This is a genomic window from Microvirga calopogonii (assembly GCF_003347665.1).
Lineage (GTDB): Bacteria > Pseudomonadota > Alphaproteobacteria > Rhizobiales > Beijerinckiaceae > Microvirga > Microvirga calopogonii.
Map to the genome: position 1 here is coordinate 41,022 of NZ_QDGA01000012.1, position 24,859 is coordinate 65,880.

The window sequence follows — 24,859 nt, forward strand, 5'->3', positions numbered from 1 at the left end:
GGGCAATCGCCTGCTGCCTCATGTATGGGACCGACGAGGATGGGATGCCATCATTGACAGAGCAGCCTCAGCTTCTCGAGATCCGAGGTCTCACGAAGGGCTTTCCGGGCGTGCAGGCCCTCGACCACGTGGACTTCACGCTGCACGCGGGCGAAATTCACGGCCTGCTCGGCGAGAACGGCGCTGGCAAGTCGACATTGATCAAGGTGCTCACCGGCGTCTTCAAGCGCGATGGCGGTACTATTCGTCTCGACGGGCAGGAAATCGAGGCGCGGGATCCCGCTGACGCACTTTCACTCGGCATTGGAACCGTCTATCAGGAAGTCAATCTTCTGCCCAACCTGTCGGTGGCGGAAAATCTCTTCATCGGCCGTCAGCCGCACCGCTTCGGCCTCGTGCGAACCGGCGAGATGCGCCGTCTCTCGGAAGAGCTTCTGGCGGGCTATGGTCTCGATATCGACGTGGCCAATCCGCTGAACACCTATTCGGTGGCCGTTCAGCAGATCATCGCCATCGCCCGTGCGGTCGATCTCTCCGCCAAGGTGCTGATCCTCGACGAGCCGACGGCAAGCCTCGATGCGCATGAGGTCGAAACGCTTTTCAAGATCCTGAGGGATCTCAAGAGCCGCGGCATCGGCATCGTGTTCGTCACGCATTTCCTCGATCAGGTCTATGCGGTCTGCGACCGGATCACCGTTCTGCGCAACGGCCGCCTCGTTGGTTCACGCCCCATCGCAGAACTGCCGCGAATCGAGCTCGTCTCCATGATGCTGGGGCGCGAGCTTGCCGCGGAAGCGCTCCACCGCAACCAGCGTAAACCCGTCGCGGGCGAGCCACTCGTCGCGTTCAAAGATTACGGCAAGCGCCGCCTCCTGGAGCCGTTCGATCTGGCTGTGCGTCCCGGCGAGGTGGTTGGACTTGCGGGCCTGCTCGGTTCCGGCCGGACGGAAACGGCCAAACTGGTCTTCGGCATCGAACGCTCCGACAGCGGGCAGGCCTTCGTCGCTGGAAGGCCCGTGCGCATCGCCACGCCGCGCGATGCGGCCCGGCTGCGGTTCGGGTTCACGCCCGAGGATCGCAAGACGGAAGGCATCGTGGCGGAATTGTCCGTGCGCGAGAACATCATCCTGGCTCTCCAGGCGCAGCGCGGCTGGCTGCGCCTGATCCCGAGACGCAAGCAGGAAGAGATCGCCGACCGCTTCATCAAGCTTCTCGACATCCGCACGCCGGATGCGGAAAAGCCCATCGGGCTTCTCTCCGGCGGCAATCAGCAGAAGGCGCTGCTCGCCCGCTGGCTCGCCACCGAACCGCGCTTCCTCATCCTCGACGAGCCGACGCGCGGCATCGACGTGGGGGCCCATGCGGAGATCATCCGCCTAATCGAACGTCTGTGCGAGGATGGGCTCGCCCTTCTCGTCATCTCGTCGGAGCTGGAGGAGATCGCCTCCTACAGCGACCGGGTCGTCGTCCTGCGCGACCGGCGGCATGTGCGCGAACTCTCCGGAGCCGAAGTGAGTGCCGATACCATCATGACAACCATCGCGGGCCATTCATGAGCGGCATGATTCAAGTGAGTAGCGCTCGCACGCTTCCCAGGGGGCTTCCGCAGGTCGCGGCGCTCCTCGTCGTCTTTCTCGTCAACTGGCTCGTCTTCCGCGACTTCTTCGCCCTGCGCCTGCAGGATGGGCGGCTCTTCGGCAGCCTCATCGACGTCCTGAACCGCGGCGCGCCTGTCGCCATCCTGGCCCTAGGGATGACTCTCGTCATCGCGACCCGGGGCATCGATCTCTCCGTCGGCGCCGTCATGGCGATCGCGGGCGCCACGGCCGCGACATTGACCGCGCAGGGCTATCCGCTGCCCGCCGCGCTGGCGGCCGCCGCGGGCATCGGTCTCGCCTGCGGCCTCTGGAACGGTTTCCTCGTCGCGGTCCTCGAAATCCAGCCCTTCGTGGCGACCCTGATCCTGATGGTGGCGGGGCGCGGCTTCGCGCAGCTGATCACCGAGGGACAGATCATCACCTTCGTGAGCGAAGGCTTCGCGGCCATCGGCGGCGGATCCTTCCTGACGCTGCCGATGCCGGTGGTGATCGCCATCGTGATGCTCGTCATCACGCATTTCATCGTCCGCTACACGGCCCTCGGCCTCTTCATCGAATCCATCGGAGCCAATGTCCGTTCGAGCTCCTATGCGGGCATCGGCACGAAGGTCGTGACCATCGCGGTCTATATGTGGTGCGGCCTGTGCGCGGCGATCGCCGGGCTGATCGTGACGGCGGACATCCGCGGGGCCGATGCCAACAATGCCGGGCTCTGGCTCGAGCTCGATGCCATCCTGGCAGTGGTGATCGGCGGCACGTCCCTGTTCGGCGGGCGCTTCAGCCTCGGGCTCTCCGTCGTCGGCGCCCTGATCATCCAGGCGATGAACACCGGCATCCTGCTGAGCGGCTATCCGCCCGAATACAATCTCATCGTGAAGGCCATCGTGGTGCTCGCCGTGCTTCTCGCCCAGTCGCCCGTTCTGTCGGCCGTCCGTTCCGTCTGGAAGGCAAGAGCATGATCAGGCGTCACCTTCCCGTTCTCATAACGCTCGCGGTCTTCATCGTCGGCTACCTGATCTGCCTCGCGCAGTTTCCGAGCTTCGCCTCGACCCGCGTGATCGGCAATCTTCTGACCGACAATGCTTTCCTGGGCATCGTGGCCGTCGGCATGACCTTCGTCATCCTGTCCGGCGGCATCGACCTCTCGGTCGGCTCGGTCATCGCCTTCACGGGCGTATTCCTGGCCGTCACCATCGAGAAATACGGGCTCAACCCCTACATTGCCTTCGTTCTCATCCTAGGGATCGCGGCTCTGTTCGGGGCCGGCATGGGCCTCCTGATCCACACCTTCCAGATCCCCGCCTTCATCGTGACGCTGGCGGGCATGTTCCTGGCACGAGGCCTGTGCTTCGTGCTCACCACGGATTCGATCCCCATCAACGCACCGGCCTATGGCCAGATCACGGACATCGCCTTCGGGCTGCCCGGCGGCGGGCGGCTGACCTTCATCGCCCTGGTCATGCTGCTGACATTCGCGATGGGCATCGTCCTGGCGCATTTCACCCGCTTCGGCGCCAATGTCTATGCGCTCGGCGGCAACCGGACCTCGGCGGAGCTGATGGGCGTGCCCGTGGGGAGAACGACGATCCGCATCTACATGCTGTCGAGCTTTCTCGCGGCCTTGGCCGGAATCGTCTTTTCCTTCTATACCTCTGCGGGCTATTCCCTGGCCGCGACCGGCGTCGAGCTCGACACGATCGCGGCGGTCGTCATCGGCGGCACCCTGCTCACGGGAGGCTACGGGACGATCATCGGAACGCTCGTCGGCGTCCTGATCCAGGGGTTGATCCAGACCTACATCACGTTCGAGGGGACCTTGAGTTCGTGGTGGACCAAAATCGCCATCGGGGCTCTGCTGTTCACATTCATCGTGCTGCAGCGCGGCCTTTCGGCGGCGTCGCTTCGAACAAGGTAAAAAGGGAGAATGGTGTTGCTGAACGGTATCCAGAGGCCTGCGAGAGCGCGATCAGCTCATGATCTCGTTGCCCATGGGATCGGTCAGAACATCATGCAGGGCCGCTTTCCCGTCGGCAGCACCCTGCCGGGCGATGCGGAGCTGATGGAGCTGTACGGGGTCTCGCGAACGGCTCTCCGGGAGGCGCTGAAGACGCTGGCCGCGAAGGGCCTGATCGAGTCCAAGACGAAGGTCGGCACGAAGGTTCTGGACCGCAACAACTGGAACATGTTCGATGCCGACATCCTCGGATGGCATCTCGAAATGGGCGTCGATGCCCGTTTCCTCGGATGGCTCTTCGAGATCCGGCAGATGCTGGAGCCGTTGGCCTGTGCCACGGCAGCCGTGCGGCGGACGCCGGAGCAGCTGACGGAGATGAGCAGGGCACTTCAGGCCATGTATCATTGCGAGAGCAGCCGGCAGGGCTTCACGAAGGCCGATCTAGCCTTCCACCAGGCTATCCTTGAGGCGTCCGCCAATCCCTTCCTGCAATCGATCGGTTCGGTGATCGGTGCCGCCTTGGCGACCTCGTTCACGATCAGCTCCCCGGTCTCGAGCGACGACCGATTCCGTGAAGTGATGCGGCAGCACCAAGCAGTGTTCGACGCCATCGAGCGGGGGAGCCCGGTGGCGGCGAGCGAGGCCATGTCGGAGCTGATTCTCCAGGCAGCGGAGCGGGTTCGGATCAAGCATGCGGAGAGTGCACTGGCGACGGTCCAGGTTCATGCTTTCTCGGGGGAATAGTCTTGCCGGAAATCTGCCAGGGCTGCCAGCCAAGTGGATCATCGCCACTCAGGCGCCTTGTCGAGAAGAATAGTATTATAGTATGATTTATTAGCCGTTAGGAGAGGTCTAACACACGCTCATGAGGGGCATGAGGTGGGGCTGTTCCTGAGGACTGCTCTGCCGTTATGATGGATCTAAAGGGCAGGCCGAGCGGCGCCTGGAAAACAGCACCGGCTCGGACCTGGAACGAAGAATGTGAATATGCGCCGGGCGCGAGAATGTCGTTCCGGGCATGGACGAGAGGGAGAACGACCTTGAAGACATTCACGACCACAATAGCGGCCGTGGCTCTGGGAGCCTTTGGCCTCCTCGGCGCCGCGCAGGCACAGGACAAGGGCACGGTCGGCGTGGCCATGCCCACGAAGTCGTCCGCGCGCTGGATCGACGACGGCAACAACATGGTCAAGGTGCTCAAAGAGAAGGGCTACAACGTCGACCTGCAATATGCGGAAGACGACATCCCGAACCAGCTGTCGCAGATCGAGAACATGATCACCAAGGGCGCCAAGGTGCTCGTGATCGCGGCCATCGACGGCACGACGCTCTCCGATGCGCTCCAGCAGGCCGCCGACAAGGGCATCAAGGTCATCGCCTATGACCGCCTGATCCGCAATTCCAAGAACGTCGACTACTACGCCACCTTCGACAACTTCCAGGTCGGCGTGCTTCAGGGCGGCTACATCGAGAAGGCGCTCGGCCTGAAGGAGGGCAAGGGCCCGTTCAACATCGAACTGTTCGGCGGATCGCCCGACGACAACAATGCCTACTTCTTCTACAACGGCGCCATGTCCGTGCTCGACCCCTACCTCAAGAGCGGCAAGCTCAAGGTGGTCAGCGGCCAGACCGGCATGGACAAGGTCTCGACCCTGCGCTGGGACGGCGCCGTGGCCCAGGCCCGCATGGATAACCTGCTCTCCGCCTATTACACCGACAAGCGCGTCGATGCGGTCCTCTCGCCCTATGACGGCCTGAGCATCGGCATCATCTCGTCGCTCAAGGGCGTGGGCTACGGCACGCCGAAGCAGCCGATGCCGATCATCACCGGCCAGGACGCCGAAGTGCCCTCGATCAAGTCGATCCTCGCCAAGGAGCAGACCTCGACGGTGTTCAAGGACACCCGCGAGCTCGCGAAGGTGACGGTCAACATGGTCGACGCCGTGCTCTCGGGCAAGCAGCCGGAAGTCAACGACACCAAGACCTACGAGAACGGCGTGAAGGTCGTTCCGGCCTACCTGCTGAAGCCGGTCAGCGTCGATGCTTCCAACTGGAAGGAAGTTCTGGTCGGCAGCGGCTACTACAAGGAAGACCAGTTCAAGTAATTGGTCCGATGAAGAATGGACCCTGCGCGCCCGCGCAGGGTCCATGCTCATTTCCAGAGCATCGGACCCAAAAGTGGAACCCACTTTTGGGGTCGGATCCGATGCTCCACCCTTTGAAGAGCGCATCGTTCTTAGCGGAAAACCGGGTCCACCTTTCCGCACGATGCGCTAGAAGGCCTGTTGCCTGAGGACATGCGATGAATGCGATCCTTGAAATGCGGGGGATCACCAAGACGTTTCCCGGCGTGAAGGCGCTGGACAACGTCAATATCTCGGTCAAGGCCGGCGAGATCCACGCCCTGGTGGGCGAGAACGGCGCCGGAAAATCCACCCTGATGAAGGTTCTGAGCGGCGTCTATCCGCACGGCTCCTATTCCGGCGAGATCCATTACGAAGGCGAGGAGCGCCAGTTCAAGGGCATCGCCGACAGCGAGAAGCTCGGCATCATCATCATCCACCAGGAGCTGGCGCTCGTGCCGCTCCTGTCGATCGCGGAAAATATCTTCCTTGGCAACGAGCAGGCCCAGTACGGCGTCATCGACTGGTCCGTCGCGTTCGCGAAGACGAAGGAGCTGCTGAAGCTCGTAGGCCTCAAGGAATCGCCCGAGGAGCTGATCACCAATCTGGGCGTCGGCAAGCAGCAGCTCGTGGAGATTGCCAAGGCGCTTTCGAAGAAGGTGAAGCTTCTCATCCTCGACGAGCCAACCGCGAGCCTGAACGAGAAGGACAGCGATGCTCTTTTAAATCTGCTGCTCCAGTTCAAGGAGCAGGGGATTTCCTCCATCCTGATCTCGCACAAGCTGAACGAGATTTCGAAGGTCGCCGATTCCATCACGGTCCTGCGCGACGGCGGCACGGTGGAGACGCTGGATTGCCGGGCTGAAGCCGTGAGCGAGGACCGCATCATCCGCGGCATGGTGGGCCGCACCATGGAGGATCGGTACCCGAAGCGCGAACCGAAGATCGGCGAGACCATCTTCCAGGTCGAGAACTGGTCGGCCTATCACCCGCTCCACAGCCACGTGCAGGTGGTCAAGAACGTCAACCTGAACATCCGGCGCGGCGAGATCGTGGGCATTGCCGGGCTGATGGGAGCAGGGCGGACCGAATTCGCCATGAGCCTGTTCGGGCGCAGCTATGGCCAGAACATCTCCGGTCGCGTGACCCTGCACGGCAAGGAGATCGACGTCAGCACGGTGGAAAAGGCCGTCTCGAACCGCATCGCCTATGCCACCGAGGACCGCAAGACCTATGGCCTGGTCCTGGCCGAGGATATCCGCAAGAACGTGACGCTCGCCAATCTCGAGGGCGTGTCCAAGAACCTCGTCATCGACGACATCCGGGAGCTGGCGGTCGCCAACGATTATCGGGGCCAGATGCGAATCCGCTGCTCCAACGTCTTCCAGGAGACGGTGAACCTCTCAGGCGGCAACCAGCAGAAGGTGGTCCTGAGCAAATGGCTCTTCTCCGATCCGGAGATCCTGATCCTGGACGAGCCGACCCGCGGCATCGACGTCGGGGCGAAATACGAAATCTATACGATCATCAACAGGTTGGCGGATGCAGGCAAGGGCGTCCTCATGATATCATCCGAGATGCCGGAACTGCTCGGCATGTGCGACCGGATCTATGTCATGAACGAGGGCTCCCTGATCGCCGAGCTCGATATTGCCGAGGCATCCCAGGAAAAGATCATGCACGCTATCGTTAAGTCGGGGAGACGCTGAGATGGACACGAGAACCGCTGACGAGCTTCACGTCCCCCAGCAGAAGACGTCGTGGATGGAGTTCGTCAAAACCCATTTCCGCGATTACGGCATGCTGCTGTCGCTCCTGGTCATCATGTTGTTCTTCCAGGTGGTGACCGACGGAACCCTGCTGCGACCGCTCAACCTTACCAACCTGGTGCTCCAGAACAGCTACATCGTCATCATGGCGCTGGGCATGCTCCTGGTCATCGTGGCGGGGCATATCGACCTCTCCGTCGGCTCCATCGTGGGCTTCGTCGGTGGCTTGGCAGCCATGATGATGGTGCGCTGGGGCTTCGATCCGGTGACCACCACCATCGCATGCCTGATCGTGGGTGGCCTGATCGGCGCTGCGCAGGGCTATTGGGTCGCCTATTTCAAGGTCCCGTCCTTCATCGTCACGCTCGCGGGCATGCTGGTCTTCAAGGGCCTGACCCTGGCGCTTCTCGGCGGCATGTCGGTCGGCCCGTTCCCGGTCGTGTTCCAGCGGCTCAGCTCCGGCTTCATTCCGGACGTCTTCGGCGGCGAGGGCTTCAACTACACGGCATTGTTCCTGGGCGTGGCCAGCGTGGCCGCGCTGGTCTATTTCAGCTTCCGCAGCCGCGCCAACCAGCTCAAGCATGCGGTCGAGACGGCGCCCTTCGGCCTGTTCGCCTTCAAGAACGGCCTGCTCGCCGTCCTCGTGATCGCATTCTGCTACCTGATGGCAACCTATCGCGGCCTGCCGAACGTGCTCGTCATCATGGCCGTGCTGATCGCGCTCTATGCCTTCGTGACCAATCGCACCACGATCGGCCGGCGCATCTATGCGCTCGGCGGCAACGAGAAGGCGGCCAAGCTGTCGGGCATCAAGACCGAGCGCCTGACCTTCCTGACCTTCGTCAACATGGGCGTGCTGGCGGGTCTCGCGGGCCTCATCTTCGCGGCGCGCCTCAACACCGCGACTCCGAAGGCCGGTCTCGGCTTCGAGCTCGACGTGATCGCGGCCGTGTTCATCGGCGGCGCGTCGGCCACGGGCGGCGTCGGCAAGGTGACGGGAGCCGTCATCGGCGCCTTCGTGATGGGCGTGATGAACAACGGCATGTCGATCCTCGGCATCGGCATCGACTACCAGCAGGTCATCAAGGGCCTCGTGCTGCTCGCCGCCGTCTCCCTCGATGTCTACAACAGGAAGAAGTGAGGGCAGGCGTTCGTGCCCTTCTCTCGAAACAAGAACGGCGAGCTTCGGCTCGCCGTTGCATTTTGAACTGCTCAGTCCTGTGAAGCGTCAGTGAGCGGAGGCTGTCAGGCCGGCTGCTTCAGGAACCGGGCTCTTGGTCAAGGTCATCTTGTTGGCGCTACGGTCGCAGGACACGGTGACGAAGCCGTCAGAGGCGTTGATCCGAACCGTGACCATATCGTCCTTACTGACAAGCTTGACCGGTTCCTCGTCGACGTCCTGTGCCGCTTCGTTGATGATGGAAAGGCATTCGCTGAATGGCATGGACGCAATGCGCGTGTCGGCCGACAGAGCTGCAGAGCCGGCTGCGAAGACACCCATGGTGCCGAGCGTGGTTGCAAGCAAAGTAGAGCGCATTGATCGGTTCTCCCAACGCTCGGAGATCATCACGTCCGAGGTCGTTCTGCTGTGTCCTATCGCACACGAGGAGCAACGTCCCTCGCGAGGGGCCGTTCCTCGCCGTCAATGTCGCAGGGGAGAGCTGGACCGCCTTTGATAAATGTCACACGCCATCGTTAGAGATGTCTGAAGAACTGCGCATTGTTTGAGGCAAACCCACAGGCCTATGCCAGCGCAAACCAGGTCCACATTCCCGTTAAATGCCCTAGCCGCTCGATTCCTTCTGATGTCCGGAGATCCGACGCCCGCGCTGCTCCGCTTGTTCCAAGGCTTCGGCCAGAAGGCGGCGGCTCTGCATCAGGGCATGCTCGTCCGGGGCCGTTGTGCTCAGCGCGGCGAGGATCTTTTCAGCCTCGATTTCGTAACGTGGCTCAGGCATGACAATCTCCAGCAAGCTATGCGGGTGGAACGGCCTGACTGATCTTCGGGTTCCTGCGCGACAATCTGGACAGGCGCAGGGGCCATATTTCTGGCGTAATATTGTCTAGCTTGAGCACCATTGCTCAAAGGCCTCAAGGACGATGTCCTCGGCCGTCAAAACTGATTAGTGTTCAGCCTCTCACATTGCGCGTTCAGACATGATTCATCCCAAGATTGTGAGGGATGGTCCCATGACGACTGGCGGACCAGACCCTTTGAAGGATGCTCTCGCTCTCCAGGCACGGGTGAGGGGCCTGCAGGCCCTGCTCGAATTGCAGCGCTGGCAGATCGAGGTGCTCAATAACAGGCTCTATTCCTCCGAGCCCGGCGGTGTTGCCGCGCGGCGTCTGTTGGCTCTCAAGCGGGACGAGACCACCAGGGGGGCGTTTACGATGCCGAAGGGCGTCAACGATCCCTGATGTGTGCTTGATTGCTTCATCAAGCAAAAAGGCCCGGTGCTGCCACCGGGCCTTCTGCAATTTTGAGGATACGGCTTGCTCAGTTGAACTTGTAGTTCAGGCCTGCGCGGATCACGCCGAATTCCGCATCGCGGTTTACGTTCACGCGGCCGCCGAGCACGTAGTTGTCCTTCGTGTCGAGGTCGACATAGAGGCCTTCGACCTTGGCGGTGAAGTTGTTGGTGATGGCGTATTCCACGCCGCCGCCGAGGGTCCAGCCCCAGTTGACTTCGTCACCGGTGTGATGGCCGAGCACCGGATCGTAGCCGCGGTTGCCGCCAATATCGCCATAGGCGAAGCCGCCTGTGCCGTAGACAAGGGCGCGGTCGAAGGCGACGCCGGCGCGGGCGCGGATCGTGCCGAAGAAGCCGTCGGAATCGCCGTCATAATACGTGGTGCCGTAGGATGCGCCCTTGTTGCCGACGGCGGCATACTGAAGGTCGGTCTCGACGCCGGCCACGAACATGCCGAACTGGTAATTGTAGCCGGCCTGGGCGCCGCCTACGAAGCCGCCGCCGCGGCTGCCCCTGACCGTGCCGAAGGCAGGATCGTAGAAGCGGCTGTCGCCGACGTTCCAGCCGTAGCCGGCATTCAGGCCGGCATAGAAACCCGTCCAGGTGAAGACCGGAAGCGCATTATAGGCCGGGGCAGGAGAGTAGCGGCTCGGCAGGTCAGCCGCGTGAGCCGTCGAAGCCGTGATGGCGAGAGCCGCAGTGGCCGCGAGAAGTCCAAGAGCAGAGTGACGCATTACTGTATTCCGTGCTTAGCAACAAAAGATCGGATAGGCATTTATTGCCTGTCACGGGTCTAATAAGGGATCGCGAGAGATTGTTGCAATATGTCAGAGGATGATCAGTCGAAACATGCTTGATGAATGATAAATGTTTACTTTTCATCAACCATGACGCGCGCGTTCAGCTTGAGATCGAAGGCCGACTATGCGCAGATCGTGCCGTGAAGTTCGGCCGCGAGGCCTCAAAGCAAGAGACAGAACTTGGCCTCGCCTTTTCCCAAGGCGAGGCCTTTTTGTCGTGGCGCTGGTTCAGGAAGAGCCGAGGTTCGAGGCCGCGTGAGCCCGGCGAGCAATTACATCCACGTCTGCGCTCATGGCCAATCGGCTCGGGTCAAGCTCTGCAAGATCGAACCAGCGCGCCTCGAGAGCGTCGTCGCCCGCAACGGGCTCGCCGGCAATCCAACGGCACTGAATCGCGATCAGAATGTAGTGCTGCTCCACCAGGCCGACAGAATCCCGCACGAGAACATCGAGAGTGGTGATGATGTCCTGGGCTTCGGCGCGAACGCCAGCTTCTTCGAAAAGCTCTCGCGCGGCTGCTTCCCTGACCGCCTCGCCGAACTCGATCTTTCCGCCCGGAAAGCCCCACAGACCGGCATCGGGAGGGTTGGCGCGGCGCACGAGCAGCGTCCGGTCGTCACGGATCACGACGGCGATGACGGCGGGAATCGGGGATGGGGACATGAAAAAGGCCCGGCTATACGCATAGCCGAGCCTTAATGCATGGGATCGCCGATGTGGAGCGATTAACGTCCCGACCGGTGCAGGGCCGATTGCAGCGGCTCCAGGCTCTTGGTGAACCAGAGCGCCGTCGTCTCGGCGATGTCCTTCCACTGGGCGGAGGCCGTCTCGTAGGCTTGGCGCGTGGCCTGGCTCTGGGCCTTGAAGGCTTCAGGCAGAGGGGAGGGGCTGATCGCCGAGCGCCACAGGTCGAGGGCCGCATGGCGCTGCGTGTTCACGGCGTCGATGATCTTGTCGTTCACTTCCAGGGCCCCTTGGGCCGAGGCCGCCACGGCGTCGCTCATGGCCTTGCGGAAGACGTCACCCTGCTTCTTGGCGGACGAGAAGATGGCACCTGCCTCGACGGGCGCAGCGATCGTCACAGGCAACGAAGCGGGCCTCGTGTCCGCGACGGCCTTGATCGTCTCGGCTGCCGAGATGGCGGCCATTTCGACGAGATCGTCGGCCTTCTGCACGCTCTTGGCTGTCGTCTTGGCTTTAGGCTTCTTCACTTCCGCCATCGTGAGGTCCTCGCAAGGTTTAAGGGAGAAGGGAGTTACTTCTTGGAGCCCGGCTGCTTCATGGCCGACTGGGCCAGGGAACCGAATTCCTTCATCTGGGTCTGCATCGCCTCGAACTGGGTCCGGACGAACTCGGCCTGGATCTGCATGGCTTCCTGCATGTCCTTGGCGCGCACCATCCGCTGGGCGAGGTCGAAAGCGGCCGAAAGGTTCTGCTCGGTATAGGCGAAGGTCTTGCGCGCGGCATCCTTGGCGCTGGCCTGGACGGTGTTCGCCGATCCCTCGAACGTGTCGGCCGTCTTCTGTGCGGCGCTCATGAAACCATCGATGGCCTTGCGGGCCTGCTCGACGCTCTTCTCGGCGAAATCGCGCATCTCCGGGGGAACTTCGTAACTTTGGGTCGGATTCGTGGCCATGGGCTGCTCCTCATCATTGGGCATTTGTGCAGTGCAATATCACATTGTGCGATGCAAAATCAACTCCTTCATGCCTCGCCCTATTAAGGTTACCTGAAAGTAAAAGGATTCAAGTGTCCTGCCTTGCATGCTTGGCAGTCGATATTAGTCTAGAAGCTCTTCTTGAGTGACTCTGAGATCCTTCACCGTAAAGGCCGTTGATGACAGGTGGCCCCAATCCATTTGAAGCGCTGATCGCACAGCTTGCCGCCGAGCCGAGCTTGAGCCTGCTGGCAGAGCCTGGAGCTGGCGTGCTCGTGTGGGATCGGGCAGGGGAGAGGCTGCTCTGGGCGTCGCCCGCCGCAGAGGGATTGCGTAACGCACTGGCCGAGGAAGACGGCCGGACGGTTCCAGGCCTCCGGGCCCGCGATCGGATCAAGGCTCTGGCGGGAGGGCTAGCACCCCGTCACGGTGCTCTAAAAGAGCGCCTGCGGCTCGATCCCTCCCGTCCCTGGCTGCCCGTTGCAACCCTCTCCCGCCTGGCGACACTGGAGAACGGCGATGATGTTCTCGTAACGGCCTTCGTCGGACCCGTGCCGAAAGAATCCTCTTTCTTCCGCTCGGCCCGGCAATCGGAGCAGCCAGACAGCGAGCCATCAACGCAAGTGGAAGGCGATGCCACTCGCCTGCCGGAAAGACGCCTTGGTCCGGTTCGCTTCATCTGGCACACGGATGCGGCAACACGTTTCACTGATGTATCAAACGATCTTCCCCTGGCTGTGGGAGCCATGGCCGGCAACATCGTCGGCCAGACGTGGGAGGAGGTGTCGCGGAGCGTCGTGGAGGATCCGGACGGGAGCGTCGCCGCCCTGTTTGCACGCCGTGAGACCTGGAGCGGGCGCACCATTCTCTGGAGCATCGACAATTCCCCGCTGCAGGTTCCCGTCGATTGGGCCGGGATGCCTGTCTTCGGTCCGGCCCGGGAGCTCATCGGTTTCCGGGGCTTCGGCCTCCTGCGCATGGACGCCGTCCAGGAGCGGAAGATCCCGAATGCAGCCGCCGACCTGATTGCGCAAAGCCTGGTCAACGACGAGACCCTGCCGTTCCGGCCGCCTGAGGAAAAGCCCGCTGACGAGCCAGCTGCCGAAGCCGCCCCCTCGGACGAGGACACTTGGTTCTCGAACTTGCGCGACCAAGTGGCCGCAGCGCTTTCCGGCCCCAAGCCGCACGAGCCGGAACCCGTCCAACGCAACCGTCCTGCCGAGAATCAGCCCCAAGCATCGGGCCTCTCCAGCGCCGAGCGGAATGCCTTCCGGGAGATTGCACGCGCGCTCGGAGCACGCCTGGAAGAAGGTACGCCCGCGTCCGAGGAGGCCGCTCACTCCGAGGAAAATGAGCCCGCTGCAGGGCCAGCGCCAACGCCTCCCTCGCGGTCGCTGGCTCCTCCCGACGGTGGCGGCATTCTCGACCGGCTGCCGATCGGAATTCTGGTCCATCGCGGCGACAGGATCCTGTTCATCAACCGCTTCCTTCTGGAACTGACCGGCTATGAGGATGTCGAGCAGATCGGCTCCGAGGGCGGTCTGGTCCATCTGTTCCGAGGCTCCCCCGTTCTCGGTGGGACAGGAGACGAGGACTTCGCTCTCGCGTTGACCACACGTGGAAACGAGAACATCGCCGTCAACGTGCGTTCCTCCTCCGCCGAGTGGGAGGGAGAGCCTGCGGATCTGATGGTCATCCGCAAGGTGTCGAATAGGGAGACACAGCCGCAGGACAGCCGAATCCAGGAATTGGAGGCAATCCTCGACACGGCGACAGACGGCGTGATCGTGCTCAACGAGACGGGACGGATCCTCTCACTCAACCGCTCGGCCGAGGCGCTGTTCGGCTTTGACGAGCAGGCGGTGGCTGGCGATGCCATCACCGTGCTCCTGGCGCCGGAGAGCCACATGGTGGCCCTCGATTATCTCGAAAGTCTGCGCTCGCCGGGGGTGAGAAGCCTGCTCAACGACGGGCGCGAGGTTGTCGGCCGGGAGCGTCAGGGCGGATCGATCCCGCTCTTCATGACCATGGGGCGCTTGGGCGACGGGCCGGATCGGCGTTTCTGCGCCGTCCTTCGCGACATCACGGCCTTCAAGAGGACCGAGGGCGAATTGATCGGCGCCAAGCACGCGGCCGAGGAGGCGAGCGCCCAGAAATCCGATCTCCTGGCCACGATCAGCCATGAGATCCGCACGCCCTTGAATGCCATTCTCGGCTTTGCCGAGGTCATGCTCGAGGAGCGGTTCGGGGCCATCGGCAACGACCGCTACAAGGAATATCTCAAGGACATTCACGCATCCGGCTCTCACGTGATCAGCCTCGTCAACGATCTCCTGGACCTGGCTAAGATCGAGGCCGGCCGTCTGGAATTGTCCTTCACGGGGGTGAGTCTGAACGAGCTGGTCTCGTCCTGCGTGACGCTGCTTCAGCCGCAGGCCGCGCGCGACCGCATCGTGATGCGCATGAGCTTCGCCCCGAAGCTGCCTCCGGTGGTGGCCGACGAGCGCTCCATGCGCCAGATCGTGCTCAATCTCGTCTCCAACGCCATCAAGTTCACGGACGCAGGCGGGCAGGTCATCGTCTCCACGGCCATAACCGACCGGGGCGAGGTGGCCTTCCGGGTGCGCGATACCGGCATCGGCATGACCCCCGAGGAGGTCGAGGCCGCCCTCGAGCCGTTCCGCCAGCTCGCCACGTCGCGCAGGCGTGGCGGCACCGGGCTCGGATTGCCGCTCACCAAGGCGCTCGTGGAGGCGAACCGGGGTGCGCTCCAGATCGCAAGCCAGCCGAGCGAGGGGACCCTCGTCGAGGTGATCTTCCCGCCGACGCGGGTCATGGCGGAGTAGTGTCCCGCTTCACCCTGCGCCGTGCTGTTTTATCGGATATGCCGGCTGTCGCGCGCCTGAACCGCCATGTCCGCAAGACCTGCCTTCCTTATCTGCCCGATCTCCACACGCCGGAGGAGGATCTTGTCTTTTTCCGGGACCAGGTCTTCCCCACGTCGGAGGTTTGGCTCGCGCAGGCCGGAGGCCTGCTGACCGGATTCGCCGGTGCAAGGCTTGATTGGCTCGATCATCTGTATGTCGATCCGCTCTGGCACGGTCGCGGAGTCGGGCAGGCTCTGCTGGCAGCTGTCAGAGCGGATCGACCGGAACTCAATCTCTGGACCTTCCAGGACAACGCCCAGGCCCGCCGCTTCTACGAACGGCAGGGCTTTCGGCTGGTCGCCACGACCGATGGCTCCGGCAACGAAGAACGAATGCCCGATGCCCATTACCAGTGGGTGCGGGATGGGTCCCTCGAGGACCGGCACTAGCGCATCGTGCGGATGTTCGCGATCCGAACTGAGATAGATCAATGGGAGCCGTCCCTATTGCGGTTATCAGAGGCCGCAATAGGTTGTGACGTGATATGCCCCGGGACGAAGGATCGCCATGTCCACCTATCGCCTCGACAAGCTCTTCAATCCCCGCTCCATCGCGGTGGTGGGCGCAAGCCCGCGTCCGGGGTATCTCGGTCTTACCTTCCTGCGCAATCTCATCGCGGGCGGCTTCGAGGGTGAGCTTTTTGCCGTCAATCCGCATCACGTCGAGATCGAGGGCAGACCTTGCTTGCCCTCCCTGTCGGATCTTCCTGTAACGCCCGACCTCATCGTCGTCGCCGTGCCGCCCGAGCGGGTGCTCGGCGTGATCGAGGAGGCCGGGAAGGGCGGCGTGAGCGCCGCCATCGTGGCGACGGCGGGCATGGGCTATGGCGAGGGCTCCCTGGGCGATCAGGTCAGGCTCGCGGCACGCGCCCATGGCCTTCGCATCGTAGGGCCCAATTGCATCGGCGTGCTGGCCCCGCGCGCCAGGATGAATGCGAGCTTCGCGGCCCACAGCGCCAAGCCCGGCGATCTGGCGCTGGTGTCTCAATCGGGAGCTGTGGCGGCGGGTCTCGTCGAGTGGGCGGCGCAGCGGCAGGTGGGGTTTTCCGCCATCGTCTCCCTGGGCGACAAGGTCGATGTGGATTTCAGCGATTGTCTGGACTTCTTCTCGGCCGACAGCGGGACCCGGGCGATCCTGCTCTACATCGAGTCCATTGGAAACGCCCAGAAATTCATGTCCGCCGCCCGGGCGGCCGCGCGCGTGAAGCCGGTGGTGGTCATCAAGTCCGGGCGCCATGCCCAGGGGGCGAGAGCGGCTGCGACCCATACCGGGGCGCTTGCCGGATCCGATGCGGTCTACGACGCCGCCTTCCGCCGCGCCGGATTGCTGCGGGTGCTCGATCTCGACCAGCTCTTCGCGGCGGCGGAGACGCTCGGGCGGCAGAAGCCGTTTCCTGGCAACCGACTGGCACTTCTTACCAATGGTGGTGGTATCGGGGTTCTCGCCGTCGACCGATTGATCGATCTGGGCGGCACACTGGCGACATTGTCGGACAAGACCCGGGAGACGCTCAACGCGATCCTGCCGCCGACCTGGTCTCGGGGGAATCCCATCGACATCGTCGGGGACGCGGAGCCCGGCCGCTATGCGGGCGCGCTCGAGGCGCTGCTCGCCGATCCGGACAACGATGCCGTTCTCGTTCTCAACGTGCCGACCGCCATTGCCGGGGCTTCCGACGTGGCCGCTGCCGTGGTGGACGTGGTCAAGCGCGATCGCGCCCGAGGATACCGGCAGAAGCCGGTCTTCGCCGCCTGGATCGGTGAGGACCCGGACTCAGCCCGGTTGTTCGAGGAAGCGCGGATCCCGAATTTCACCACGGAGGCCGATGCGATCCGCGGCTTCATCCAGCTCGTGCGCTACCGCGAGGCGCAGGAACAGCTCATGGAGACGCCGGACAACCTGCCCCATGACTTCGACCCGGACCCGGAGGCGGCCCGCGCCATCGTCGATCATGTGCTGGCGCAGAACCGCCGCTGGCTCGATCCGCTGGAGGTCAACGCGCTCCTGCGGGCCTACGACATTCCGACCGCGCCCGTGACCCTCGCGACGACGCCGGACGAGGCCGCCGAGGCGGCCCGGCCCATCCTGGCCGAGGGCGGTACCGTGGCCGTGAAGGTTCTCTCGCCCGACATCGTCCACAAATCCGACATCGGCGGCGTGAAGCTCGACCTGACGACCGGGGAGGCGGTGCGCAAGGCGGCCGCCGAGATCTTCGAGCGCGCCGCCCGCCTGAAGCCGCAGGCTCACGTGACCGGGGTCACCGTCCAGCCCATGGTGCGGCGGGCGAAGGCCCGCGAACTCATCGTGGGCCTCGCGGACGATCCCTCCTTCGGGCCGGTCGTGCTGTTCGGGCGTGGCGGCACGGCCGTGGAGGTCATCAACGACAAGGCACTGGCGCTGCCGCCCCTCGACCTGATGCTCGCCCACGACCTGATCGCCCGCACCCGAGTGTCGCGGCGCCTGAAGGCCTATCGGGACGTTCCGGCGGCCGACGAGGGGGCCATTGCCCTCACGCTGGTGAAGCTCGCCCAGATGGCGGCCGATATCCCTGAGATCCGCGAACTCGACATCAACCCGCTGCTCGCCGACCACACGGGCGTGATCGCGGTCGATGCCCGGGTGGCGGTTGCGCCCGAAACCCGGAAGGGCAGCGGCCATCCGCGCTTCGCCGTGCGGCCGTACCCTAAGGAATGGGAGCGCAAGATCACGCTGCGGAATGGGCGGAGCGCTTTCGTCCGGCCCGTCCGGCCGGAAGACGAGGCGGAGTTCCGGCGCTTCTTCGAGCAGATCACGCCGGAGGACCTGCGCCTTCGTTTCTTCGCCCCGGTCCGCGATTTCAGCCACACCTTCCTCGCCCGTCTGACGCAGCTCGATTACGCGCGCGCCATCGCATTCGTCGCTTTCGACGAGGGCACCGGGGAGATGATGGGCGCGGTCCGTCTCCACGCGGATGCGAACCATGAGACAGGGGAATACGGCATCCTCCTGCGCTCCGACCTCAAAGGCCTCGGTTTAGGCTGGGAGCTGATGCGGCTGATGATCGAATGGGCGAAGGTGGAAGGCCTGCACGAGATCGAGGGGCAGGTGCTGCGCGAGAACTCCACCATGCTCGACATGTGCCGCAATCTCGGGTTCACCATCCGGATCGATCCCGACGATCCGGAGCTGCGCCTCGTCACTCTCCCGATCGCCGCGATCGAGGAGCCGGAAAAACTCGCTCAACCGGCATGAAAAGAAAAAGCCCGCCGTCACGGCGGGCTTTGTTCGGAAAGGGTGGCTTCTCAGTTTACGTCCTCATCCTGAGGAGCAGCGCAGCTGCGTCTCGAAGGAGGATCCAGTGTTCTCTGGAGACGCCCTGATCCTTCGAGACGCCGCCTGCGGCGGCCCTCAGGATGAGGGCTTAAGAGGGTGCCAGTTTATCTTTCGGAGCGAACGCCTACTCGTCGTCCTTGAGCCCGCCGATATGCTTCTGGGCGTAGAGCTCGATGCCGACCTGTTCGACGAGGTTGAGCTGGGTCTCCAGGAAGTCGATATGGCCCTCCTCGTCAGCCATCAGCTCCTCGAACAGGTTCTTCGACACGCGGTCTCCGATGCTGTCGCAATAGGAAGCGGCCTCGCCGTAGAGGTTGCGGGCGTCGTATTCCGCCGCGAGGTCGGATTCGAGGATTTCCTGGATGTTCTGGCCGATGCGCAGGGGATCGAGCACCTGCAGGTTGGCAAAGCCCTCGAGGAAGATGATCCGCTCGATGAAGCGGTCCGCATGGTGCATCTCTTCGATGGATTCCTTGCGCCAGGTTTTCGCAAGCTCCTTGTAACCCCAATCGTCCAGGAGCCGGTAATGCAGCCAATACTGGTTGACCGCCGTCAGCTCGCTGCGCAGGCCGCGATTGAGATACTCGATTACCTTGGGATCACCCTTCATCCTACCCTCTCGTCCACTCGGCGCCGGATGCGCCGGACCTGTCTTTAGCGCATCGTGCGAAAAAGTGGATCCGGTTTTTCGCTCTGAACGATGCGCCGTTCAAAAAAGGAACATCGGATCAATCCCAAAAGTGCAAATCCACTTTTGGGTCCGATGCTCTGGAGGATTTATGAACTAGGGTGAAAGTCCTTTTGTTCAAAGGGTGGGTTCGGCGGCAGCCTTTTCGAGCACGGTCGGGCAGCAGCCGCGGCTGCAGGCCGCGATGGGCTCGACGCCCGCATCGATCAGGGCCTGATCCATGATGGCGCGGATGGTCCTTGCGCAGCGCCCGCAATTGGGGCTGCAGCCAAGACAGCGATAGACCTGCGCCGGAGTGCGGGGGCATTCCGGCCCGGGCTTGAGGCACGCTTTGACATCGCCGTCGGAGAGGATGTTGCAGGAACAGACGATCATTTGTTGTTCTAGTTTAGAATGACTAAAAACTACATGTGATATCAAAGACTTAACTGAAAATGCGGCGGAGCGCCAGCGTGATCGCCTGTGCCCGGATGTCACGGTTAAGGTGTAACAATCATCCCAATCGCTTGAACAATCCGGGATAGTCGACAACGAAGCCGTCCTCGTCCACGGGGAGGTCTGCGCTGAACCCGCTCTCCAGGCTCTCGAAGCGATAGAGCGAGCCCGCATTGAGCGCCGTATAGCGCTGGCTTGCCGGCGTGACGACCAGGTCCGGGACGGCGATGTAGCAGAGGCGGATGTCCATGCTCTCGCCCGTCTCCAGGTCGAGGCGCCGGATGGGAAGAGTGTTGGTGAGCGGCGTCGCCTGGATATCGACATCGATGCAGCCCTGGAGGTCCGGTCGAGACTTGCCGTTCTCCTGCCAATGCCCTTGGCCATCGCTTTCAAGACGCAGCACATGCCCGGCCGTCGTTCTGAGGACAACCTCCTTCGTGCGCCACAGGGCATCGAGCCTGAGACGGTAGGACAGTCCGAACTCGGTCCCCTCGTCCTGAGCGATCACGACGCCCGAGACGGCGAGACCGCCATCGGCCGGCCGCACGTCTACATGCTCCATGCCCGCCGCGCAGCCCTCCCAGGCCGACCAGCGGATGGTGCGGAATATCAGTGTCGGGATGGCCATGCCGAACCTCCAGGCTTCACGGCATTCGTGCCGGCCGATTATGGCTCAGCTGGAGGAGTTGTCGACCCTTGGGTGGAGAAGTCACGAATTCCCTCATAGCGTTAGCAGGCTGCCGAGGTTAGAAACGTAGTGTGCTTCAGGGGATAAGCAGCGCATGAGCTTTCGCGTCACGCATAGAATGGGGAATATGGAGAAGGTATCGTGCTCGGCCCTTCCCGAATTGCTCAAGGAGCTTGATGCCGACCCTGAGGACATCGAACAAGCGTCCGTCAGCGTGACGCATGAGAGTGATTGGTGTCTGTCGGTATATAGAGGCGGCTATATTGCGTTCGAAAACCTCGAAGAAGGTGAGCCTCGCCACATGAACGGCGTGCCACCCGAGAAAATCATCTCACTGTGGCAGCTCCTGGCAGATGGGGACCTCGACGCGCTGGAAAGCGAGCCTTGGCTGCCAGGTTACTAGTGCTCCGCATGATACCATCACGAGGATCATCGCCGTGAACAGCGCCGAACTCTCCGACGTCTATCGGGCCTATATCGCCTGCCTGAATGCGCAGGACTGGCCGAAGCTGGAACGGTTCGTTCACGACGACGTCCATTACAACGATCGTCTGATCGGAATTTCGGGCTATCGCGAGATGCTGGAGAGAGACTTCTCTGACATTCCCAATCTCCACTTCCACATTCAGAGGCTCGTTTCCGATCCGCCCTGCATCGCGAGCCGATTGGCCTTCGATTGTACGCCGAAGGGGATGTTCCTCGGTCTTCCGGTGAATGGAAGGAGGGTCTCCTTCACGGAGAATGTTTTCTATGAATTTCGGGGAGACAGGATCGGGAGAGTCTGGTCGATCATCGACAAGGCGGCGATCGAAGCGGCGTTAGGCATCAAAAGCCACCAGCTTTGATCTGGATCTCCCGATGCTGTCCGGCTCCGTGCCGGCATCCCATGCCGAGCTTTGCAGCTGAAGGGCTTGGACGCTATCATGCGTCGGCGTCGCTGGAGGGGCGCCTTCGACGCGACAAATGCGGGAGGACGTGTCGATGACCTCCGATATCGAGTGCTTCGACGTTGCCGTCATTGGTGCCGGATGGGCCGGACTCGGGGTGAGCTACTACCTGGCTCAAGCCGGACTGCGTCATTGCGTGCTGGAGTGTAGCCGGATCGGCGAGACCTGGCGCACGCAACGCTGGGACACCTTTCGCCTGAATACTCCCAACTGGGCCTCGATGATGCCCGGCGACCGATACGACGGCCCCGATCCTGACGGCTTCATGACCCGCGACGCGTTCGTTGCGCTCCTCGAGGACTTTGCCGCGCGAAACCACCTGCCGGTGGAAACGCAGACCCCGGTATCAGCTCTCACCTTCGATGGCGAGCAGGACAGGTTTCGTCTCGAAACCAGAAGCGGCGTGCGATGGGCGCGCAATGTGGTGATCGCGAGCGGCAGCCTGAACCGCCCGCGCCGCCCGAAGGTTGCCACCGGCCTGCCCGCTGGCCTCCTGCAACTCGACGCGTCGGACTATCGAAACCCCGCATCGCTTCCGGCAGGCGCCGTCCTGGTCGTCGGCAGCGCGCAATGCGGCGGCCAGATCGCCGAGGACCTGGTGCAGGCCGGGCGCAGGGTCTTCCTTGCCACGGGCAGGGTCGGGCGCGGGGCGCGCCGCTACCGGGGTCACGATATCGTCTTCTGGTTTACGCGCAGCGGCCTCTTCGATCTTCCGCGCAAGGAGTTCGTCGACGCGTCGGGCTACATCATGGGACGGCCGCTGCTCGGCGCCGGCCGCACCCTCAGCCTGCAATCGCTCAGTGCCCAAGGGGTCGTTCTTCTCGGTCGCCTGGTTGGGATCGAAGATGGGTCCCTGACCTTCGCGGGCGACCTCGAGGAGAACCTCCGCTTCGGGGACGAGGTGTCGAAGAGGATCAAGCGCTCCATCGACGCCTATATCACAAGCGAGGACATCGATGCGCCGGCGTCGGACGACGATCCCGCTGAGACAATCGCCGCGCACCTCCCCGATCCGCCCATCCTCTCGCTCGATCCGGCGGAGGCCGGCATTGCGTCGCTGATCTGGTGCACCGGGTTCGAGGGGGAGTTCGGATGGGTGCAGGTGCCCGGTGTACTCGACTCACGCGGCCAGCCGGTGCACGAGGAGGGTGTCACGGCGCAGCCCGGCCTCTACTTCGCGGGCCTGGATTTCGGCTCCACCCGCAACTCCGGTACCCTCCTGTCACTCGCCAAGGAGGGGCAACAATTGGTCAGCCATCTCCTTACACGGCGTGCGCCGGCTCCTCGAGGCGATCGAGACTCTTCTGACATCCTGCGAAGGTGAGAGGGTGTTGAGGTGTCGTTAGAGTATCGGAACCACATCCGAGACCACCCGATGCTCTAATCCCTCACCACCACCACATGAAGCCGCCTTGGGCCGTGGGCGCCGAGCAGGAGCGTCTGCTCGATGTCGCCGGAGCGGGACGGGCCGGTGATGAAGTTCACCGTGCGGGGCATGGTGCCCTTGCCATAGGCGAAGCGCACCCGGTTCCAGACGGATTCGTAATCGCCCGCGATATCCTTGGCCGAGACCACGATAATGTGGTTGTCGGGCAGGAAATTGAGAGTGGAGGGGTTCTCGTGTCCCGACACCATGGCGAGGGTGCCGGATTCGGCGATGCCCCCGAAGGCGTGGCTGACCGCGTTGAGGTCGCGGCCCTCGCTCGGTCCATGGGCGATTTCGAGCGCGGTGTCCGACCACGGCATCGCCTCGAGGCGCGGATCGTCGCCCATGCGCAGGGTGGCGGGCAGGTTGTGGTTGCGCAGGAACAGCGCGATGGATTGCGGCACCTCGGCCGGGGACGCGACCTCCGTGACCGTGGCGAGCGACGTCTCGACCATGGTCTTGAAGAGAGCGATCCGCTCATCGCCCGGAACCTGTCCGCGCTGTGGGATCACGCCCTTGGGCGAGCGCTCCAGGCGGTCCGCCACGATCTGGTGGCGGATCTTCTCGCTGCCGTTGACGCCGAGGGAGCGGCGGATATTGGCGAAGATGTCGTCGCGGGCGCTCATGCGGCGGCTCCCTTGCTGCGCTCGCGCTTCCAGCGCTGCTGGAAGGTCTCGCCCTGTGGGGCGGGGAAATCACGATACTTCGTCCAGCCCTTGGCCATGGGCAGCCAGGAGAAGCGCCCACGCTGGCGGCCTGCGAGCGAAAGCGCCCCCATGGCGACGCGGGTCGCCAGCCTGTAGAGGGCAGGGCGCTTGGCGAAGAAGCCCCAGAACTGAAGGCCTGACCGGACGGTGGCCGGCGTCAGGTGCCGCTCGAATTCCCGTTCGCGCCAGTGGCGCATGAGCTTGGGCAGCGGAATGCGCACGGGGCACACGCTCTCGCAGCGCCCGCAGAAGGTGGATGCGTTGGGCAGGTGACCGGCCTTGTCGACGCCGATCAGCGACGGCGTGAGCACCGCGCCCATGGGGCCGGGATAGACCCAGCCATAGGCGTGCCCGCCGACCGCGTGATAGACCGGGCAATGGTTCATGCAGGCGCCGCAGCGGATGCAGCGCAGCATCTCCTCGAAGCTCGTGCCGAGCATGGAGGAGCGGCCGTTGTCGATGAGAACCACGTGGTAGTTCTCCGGTCCGTCCGCATCGGCGCTGCGGCGGGGACCAGTGGAGAAGGTGGTGTAGACCGACATCTCCTGGCCAGTCGCCGAGCGGGCGAGCACGCGCAGGAGCTGGCTCACGTCCTCAAGCGTCGGAACGAGCTTTTCCAGGGACGCGAGCACGATGTGGGTCTTCGGAAGGATCTGCGTGAGATCGCCGTTGCCCTCGTTCGTCACGATGATCGACGTGCCCGTTTCCGCCACGAGGAAGTTGGCCCCGGTGATGCCCACATCGGCCGCGAGGAAGCGCTCGCGCAGAACGGCGCGCGCCTCGGTGAGAAGCTGCACGGGCTCCGAGAGATCGCGCTTGGCGTCGAGATGGGTGTGGACGCGGCGGAAATCCTCCTCCACCTGCGTGGCGTTGAGGTGGACGGCGGGCGCGATGATGTGGCTCGGCAGCTCGTTGCGGAGCTGGATGATGTATTCGCCGAGATCCGTCTCGACGGGCCTGATGCCGTTCGCCTCCAGGTGATGGTTGATCCCGATCTCCTCTGAGATCATGGACTTGCCCTTCGTCACCGTCCTGGCACCGGCCTCGCGGCAGATGCTCAAGATGATGTCGCGGGCCTCGTCGGCATTGCGGGCGAAATGCACGTGACCGCCGGAGGCCTTCACCTTCTCCTCGTAAGCCTCGAGGTAGAGATCGAGATGCTCCAGCGTGTGGTTCTTGATGTCCCGCGCCGCATCCCGCAGCGCCTCGAATTCCGGCAGCTTGTCGGCCGCCGCTTTTCGCTTGTCGATGAAGCCCTGCTTCACGTTGCCGAGCGCCTTCTGGAGCTGATCGTCGCTCAGCGCCCGCGCGGCGTTCTGCTTGAACTGGGGAGACGTGGAATGAACGGTCATGATCG

General features: G+C 63.2%; 25 protein-coding genes. 14 read left to right on the plus strand and 11 right to left on the minus strand.

From position 1 onward, the window contains the following. Positions 1-44: 44 nt before the first annotated feature. From ytfR to mmsB, 7 genes are all read left to right on the plus strand, one after another. On the plus strand, positions 45-1,556 hold the full coding sequence (gene ytfR, locus DDF70_RS12305) for a galactofuranose ABC transporter, ATP-binding protein YtfR (protein WP_114945234.1): 1,512 nt from the start codon (positions 45-47) through the stop codon (positions 1,554-1,556). Further along, the gene (gene ytfT, locus DDF70_RS12310; RefSeq protein ID WP_114945158.1) at positions 1,553-2,557 is read left to right on the plus strand and encodes a galactofuranose ABC transporter, ATP-binding protein YtfT; all 1,005 of its coding nucleotides are present in this window, start codon (positions 1,553-1,555) and stop codon (positions 2,555-2,557) included. The genes ytfR and ytfT overlap by 4 nt, the downstream gene beginning before the upstream one ends. After that, positions 2,554-3,513, plus strand: a complete 960-nt coding sequence (gene yjfF, locus DDF70_RS12315) for a galactofuranose ABC transporter, permease protein YjfF (protein ID WP_114945159.1) — start codon at positions 2,554-2,556, stop codon at positions 3,511-3,513. Before ytfT ends, yjfF begins: the two co-directional genes overlap by 4 nt. 15 nt (positions 3,514-3,528) lie before the next feature. Beyond that, entirely contained in the window at positions 3,529-4,296 is a 768-nt protein-coding gene (locus DDF70_RS12320) for a FadR/GntR family transcriptional regulator (protein WP_245435461.1), read from the plus strand. Between the two features lie 260 nt (positions 4,297-4,556). After that, entirely contained in the window at positions 4,557-5,657 is a 1,101-nt protein-coding gene (chvE, locus tag DDF70_RS12325; protein ID WP_114945161.1) for a multiple monosaccharide ABC transporter substrate-binding protein, read from the plus strand. 197 nt (positions 5,658-5,854) lie between these two features. Then, positions 5,855-7,384 (plus strand): multiple monosaccharide ABC transporter ATP-binding protein, encoded by a 1,530-nt coding sequence (gene mmsA / locus DDF70_RS12330; protein ID WP_114945162.1) that lies wholly within the window; start codon positions 5,855-5,857, stop codon positions 7,382-7,384. A 55-nt stretch (positions 7,385-7,439) separates the two neighbouring features. Beyond that, positions 7,440-8,585, plus strand: coding sequence for a multiple monosaccharide ABC transporter permease (gene mmsB / locus DDF70_RS12335; RefSeq protein WP_425374071.1), 1,146 nt, complete (start codon positions 7,440-7,442; stop codon positions 8,583-8,585). Between the two features lie 87 nt (positions 8,586-8,672). Here mmsB and DDF70_RS12340 read toward each other — a convergent pair whose 3' ends face one another. Beyond that, positions 8,673-8,981 (minus strand): hypothetical protein, encoded by a 309-nt coding sequence (locus tag DDF70_RS12340; protein ID WP_114945164.1) that lies wholly within the window; start codon positions 8,979-8,981, stop codon positions 8,673-8,675. A 247-nt stretch (positions 8,982-9,228) separates the two neighbouring features. After that, on the minus strand, positions 9,229-9,402 hold the full coding sequence (locus tag DDF70_RS36545) for a hypothetical protein (protein WP_162820364.1): 174 nt from the start codon (positions 9,400-9,402) through the stop codon (positions 9,229-9,231). Between the two features lie 232 nt (positions 9,403-9,634). On the opposite strand from DDF70_RS36545, the gene DDF70_RS12345 reads away from it, so the two are divergent. Beyond that, on the plus strand, positions 9,635-9,862 hold the full coding sequence (locus DDF70_RS12345; RefSeq protein ID WP_162820365.1) for a hypothetical protein: 228 nt from the start codon (positions 9,635-9,637) through the stop codon (positions 9,860-9,862). Positions 9,863-9,941: 79 nt separating this feature from the next. On the opposite strand, the gene DDF70_RS12350 is transcribed toward DDF70_RS12345, so the two are convergent. From DDF70_RS12350 to DDF70_RS12365, 4 genes are all read right to left on the minus strand, one after another. Continuing rightward, positions 9,942-10,649, minus strand: coding sequence for an outer membrane protein (locus DDF70_RS12350; protein ID WP_114945166.1), 708 nt, complete (start codon positions 10,647-10,649; stop codon positions 9,942-9,944). Between the two features lie 294 nt (positions 10,650-10,943). Continuing rightward, positions 10,944-11,378, minus strand: coding sequence for an NUDIX hydrolase (locus DDF70_RS12355; protein WP_114945167.1), 435 nt, complete (start codon positions 11,376-11,378; stop codon positions 10,944-10,946). A 62-nt stretch (positions 11,379-11,440) separates the two neighbouring features. After that, entirely contained in the window at positions 11,441-11,935 is a 495-nt protein-coding gene (locus tag DDF70_RS12360; protein WP_114945168.1) for a phasin family protein, read from the minus strand. 35 nt (positions 11,936-11,970) lie between these two features. Further along, a complete protein-coding gene (locus DDF70_RS12365; RefSeq protein WP_114945235.1) occupies positions 11,971-12,351 on the minus strand; it encodes a phasin in 381 nt (126 codons plus the stop codon). 200 nt (positions 12,352-12,551) lie between these two features. On the opposite strand from DDF70_RS12365, the gene DDF70_RS12370 reads away from it, so the two are divergent. The 3 genes from DDF70_RS12370 (at position 12,552) to DDF70_RS12380 (ending at position 18,530) form a co-directional block, all read left to right on the plus strand. After that, the gene (locus DDF70_RS12370) at positions 12,552-15,218 is read left to right on the plus strand and encodes a PAS domain-containing sensor histidine kinase (RefSeq protein WP_245435462.1); all 2,667 of its coding nucleotides are present in this window, start codon (positions 12,552-12,554) and stop codon (positions 15,216-15,218) included. Then, complete coding sequence (locus DDF70_RS12375; RefSeq protein WP_245435463.1) at positions 15,218-15,688, plus strand: GNAT family N-acetyltransferase; 471 nt, start codon at positions 15,218-15,220, stop codon at positions 15,686-15,688. Before DDF70_RS12370 ends, DDF70_RS12375 begins: the two co-directional genes overlap by 1 nt. 118 nt (positions 15,689-15,806) lie before the next feature. Next, positions 15,807-18,530 carry a bifunctional acetate--CoA ligase family protein/GNAT family N-acetyltransferase gene (locus DDF70_RS12380; protein ID WP_114945169.1) on the plus strand — a complete coding sequence of 908 codons (2,724 nt, stop codon included), beginning with the start codon at positions 15,807-15,809 and terminating at the stop codon, positions 18,528-18,530. Between the two features lie 205 nt (positions 18,531-18,735). On the opposite strand, the gene bfr is transcribed toward DDF70_RS12380, so the two are convergent. From bfr to DDF70_RS12395, 3 genes are all read right to left on the minus strand, one after another. Continuing rightward, a complete protein-coding gene (gene bfr / locus DDF70_RS12385; protein ID WP_114945170.1) occupies positions 18,736-19,221 on the minus strand; it encodes a bacterioferritin in 486 nt (161 codons plus the stop codon). 195 nt (positions 19,222-19,416) lie between these two features. Then, on the minus strand, positions 19,417-19,674 hold the full coding sequence (locus DDF70_RS12390; protein WP_114945171.1) for a (2Fe-2S)-binding protein: 258 nt from the start codon (positions 19,672-19,674) through the stop codon (positions 19,417-19,419). 118 nt (positions 19,675-19,792) lie between these two features. Continuing rightward, complete coding sequence (locus DDF70_RS12395) at positions 19,793-20,362, minus strand: putative glycolipid-binding domain-containing protein (RefSeq protein ID WP_114945172.1); 570 nt, start codon at positions 20,360-20,362, stop codon at positions 19,793-19,795. Positions 20,363-20,516: 154 nt separating this feature from the next. On the opposite strand from DDF70_RS12395, the gene DDF70_RS12400 reads away from it, so the two are divergent. The 3 genes from DDF70_RS12400 to DDF70_RS12410 all read left to right on the plus strand — a co-directional run bounded on the left by DDF70_RS12400 (position 20,517) and on the right by DDF70_RS12410 (position 22,693). Next, entirely contained in the window at positions 20,517-20,825 is a 309-nt protein-coding gene (locus DDF70_RS12400; RefSeq protein ID WP_114945173.1) for a hypothetical protein, read from the plus strand. A gap of 34 nt (positions 20,826-20,859) precedes the next feature. After that, on the plus strand, positions 20,860-21,267 hold the full coding sequence (locus DDF70_RS12405) for an ester cyclase (protein ID WP_114945174.1): 408 nt from the start codon (positions 20,860-20,862) through the stop codon (positions 21,265-21,267). A 136-nt stretch (positions 21,268-21,403) separates the two neighbouring features. Continuing rightward, positions 21,404-22,693 carry an NAD(P)-binding domain-containing protein gene (locus DDF70_RS12410; protein WP_114945238.1) on the plus strand — a complete coding sequence of 430 codons (1,290 nt, stop codon included), beginning with the start codon at positions 21,404-21,406 and terminating at the stop codon, positions 22,691-22,693. Between the two features lie 56 nt (positions 22,694-22,749). On the opposite strand, the gene DDF70_RS12415 is transcribed toward DDF70_RS12410, so the two are convergent. Both DDF70_RS12415 and DDF70_RS12420 read right to left on the minus strand, forming a co-directional pair. After that, entirely contained in the window at positions 22,750-23,421 is a 672-nt protein-coding gene (locus DDF70_RS12415; RefSeq protein WP_114945175.1) for a LutC/YkgG family protein, read from the minus strand. Beyond that, positions 23,418-24,854 (minus strand): LutB/LldF family L-lactate oxidation iron-sulfur protein, encoded by a 1,437-nt coding sequence (locus DDF70_RS12420; RefSeq protein ID WP_114945176.1) that lies wholly within the window; start codon positions 24,852-24,854, stop codon positions 23,418-23,420. Before DDF70_RS12420 ends, DDF70_RS12415 begins: the two co-directional genes overlap by 4 nt. Positions 24,855-24,859: the final 5 nt, after the last annotated feature.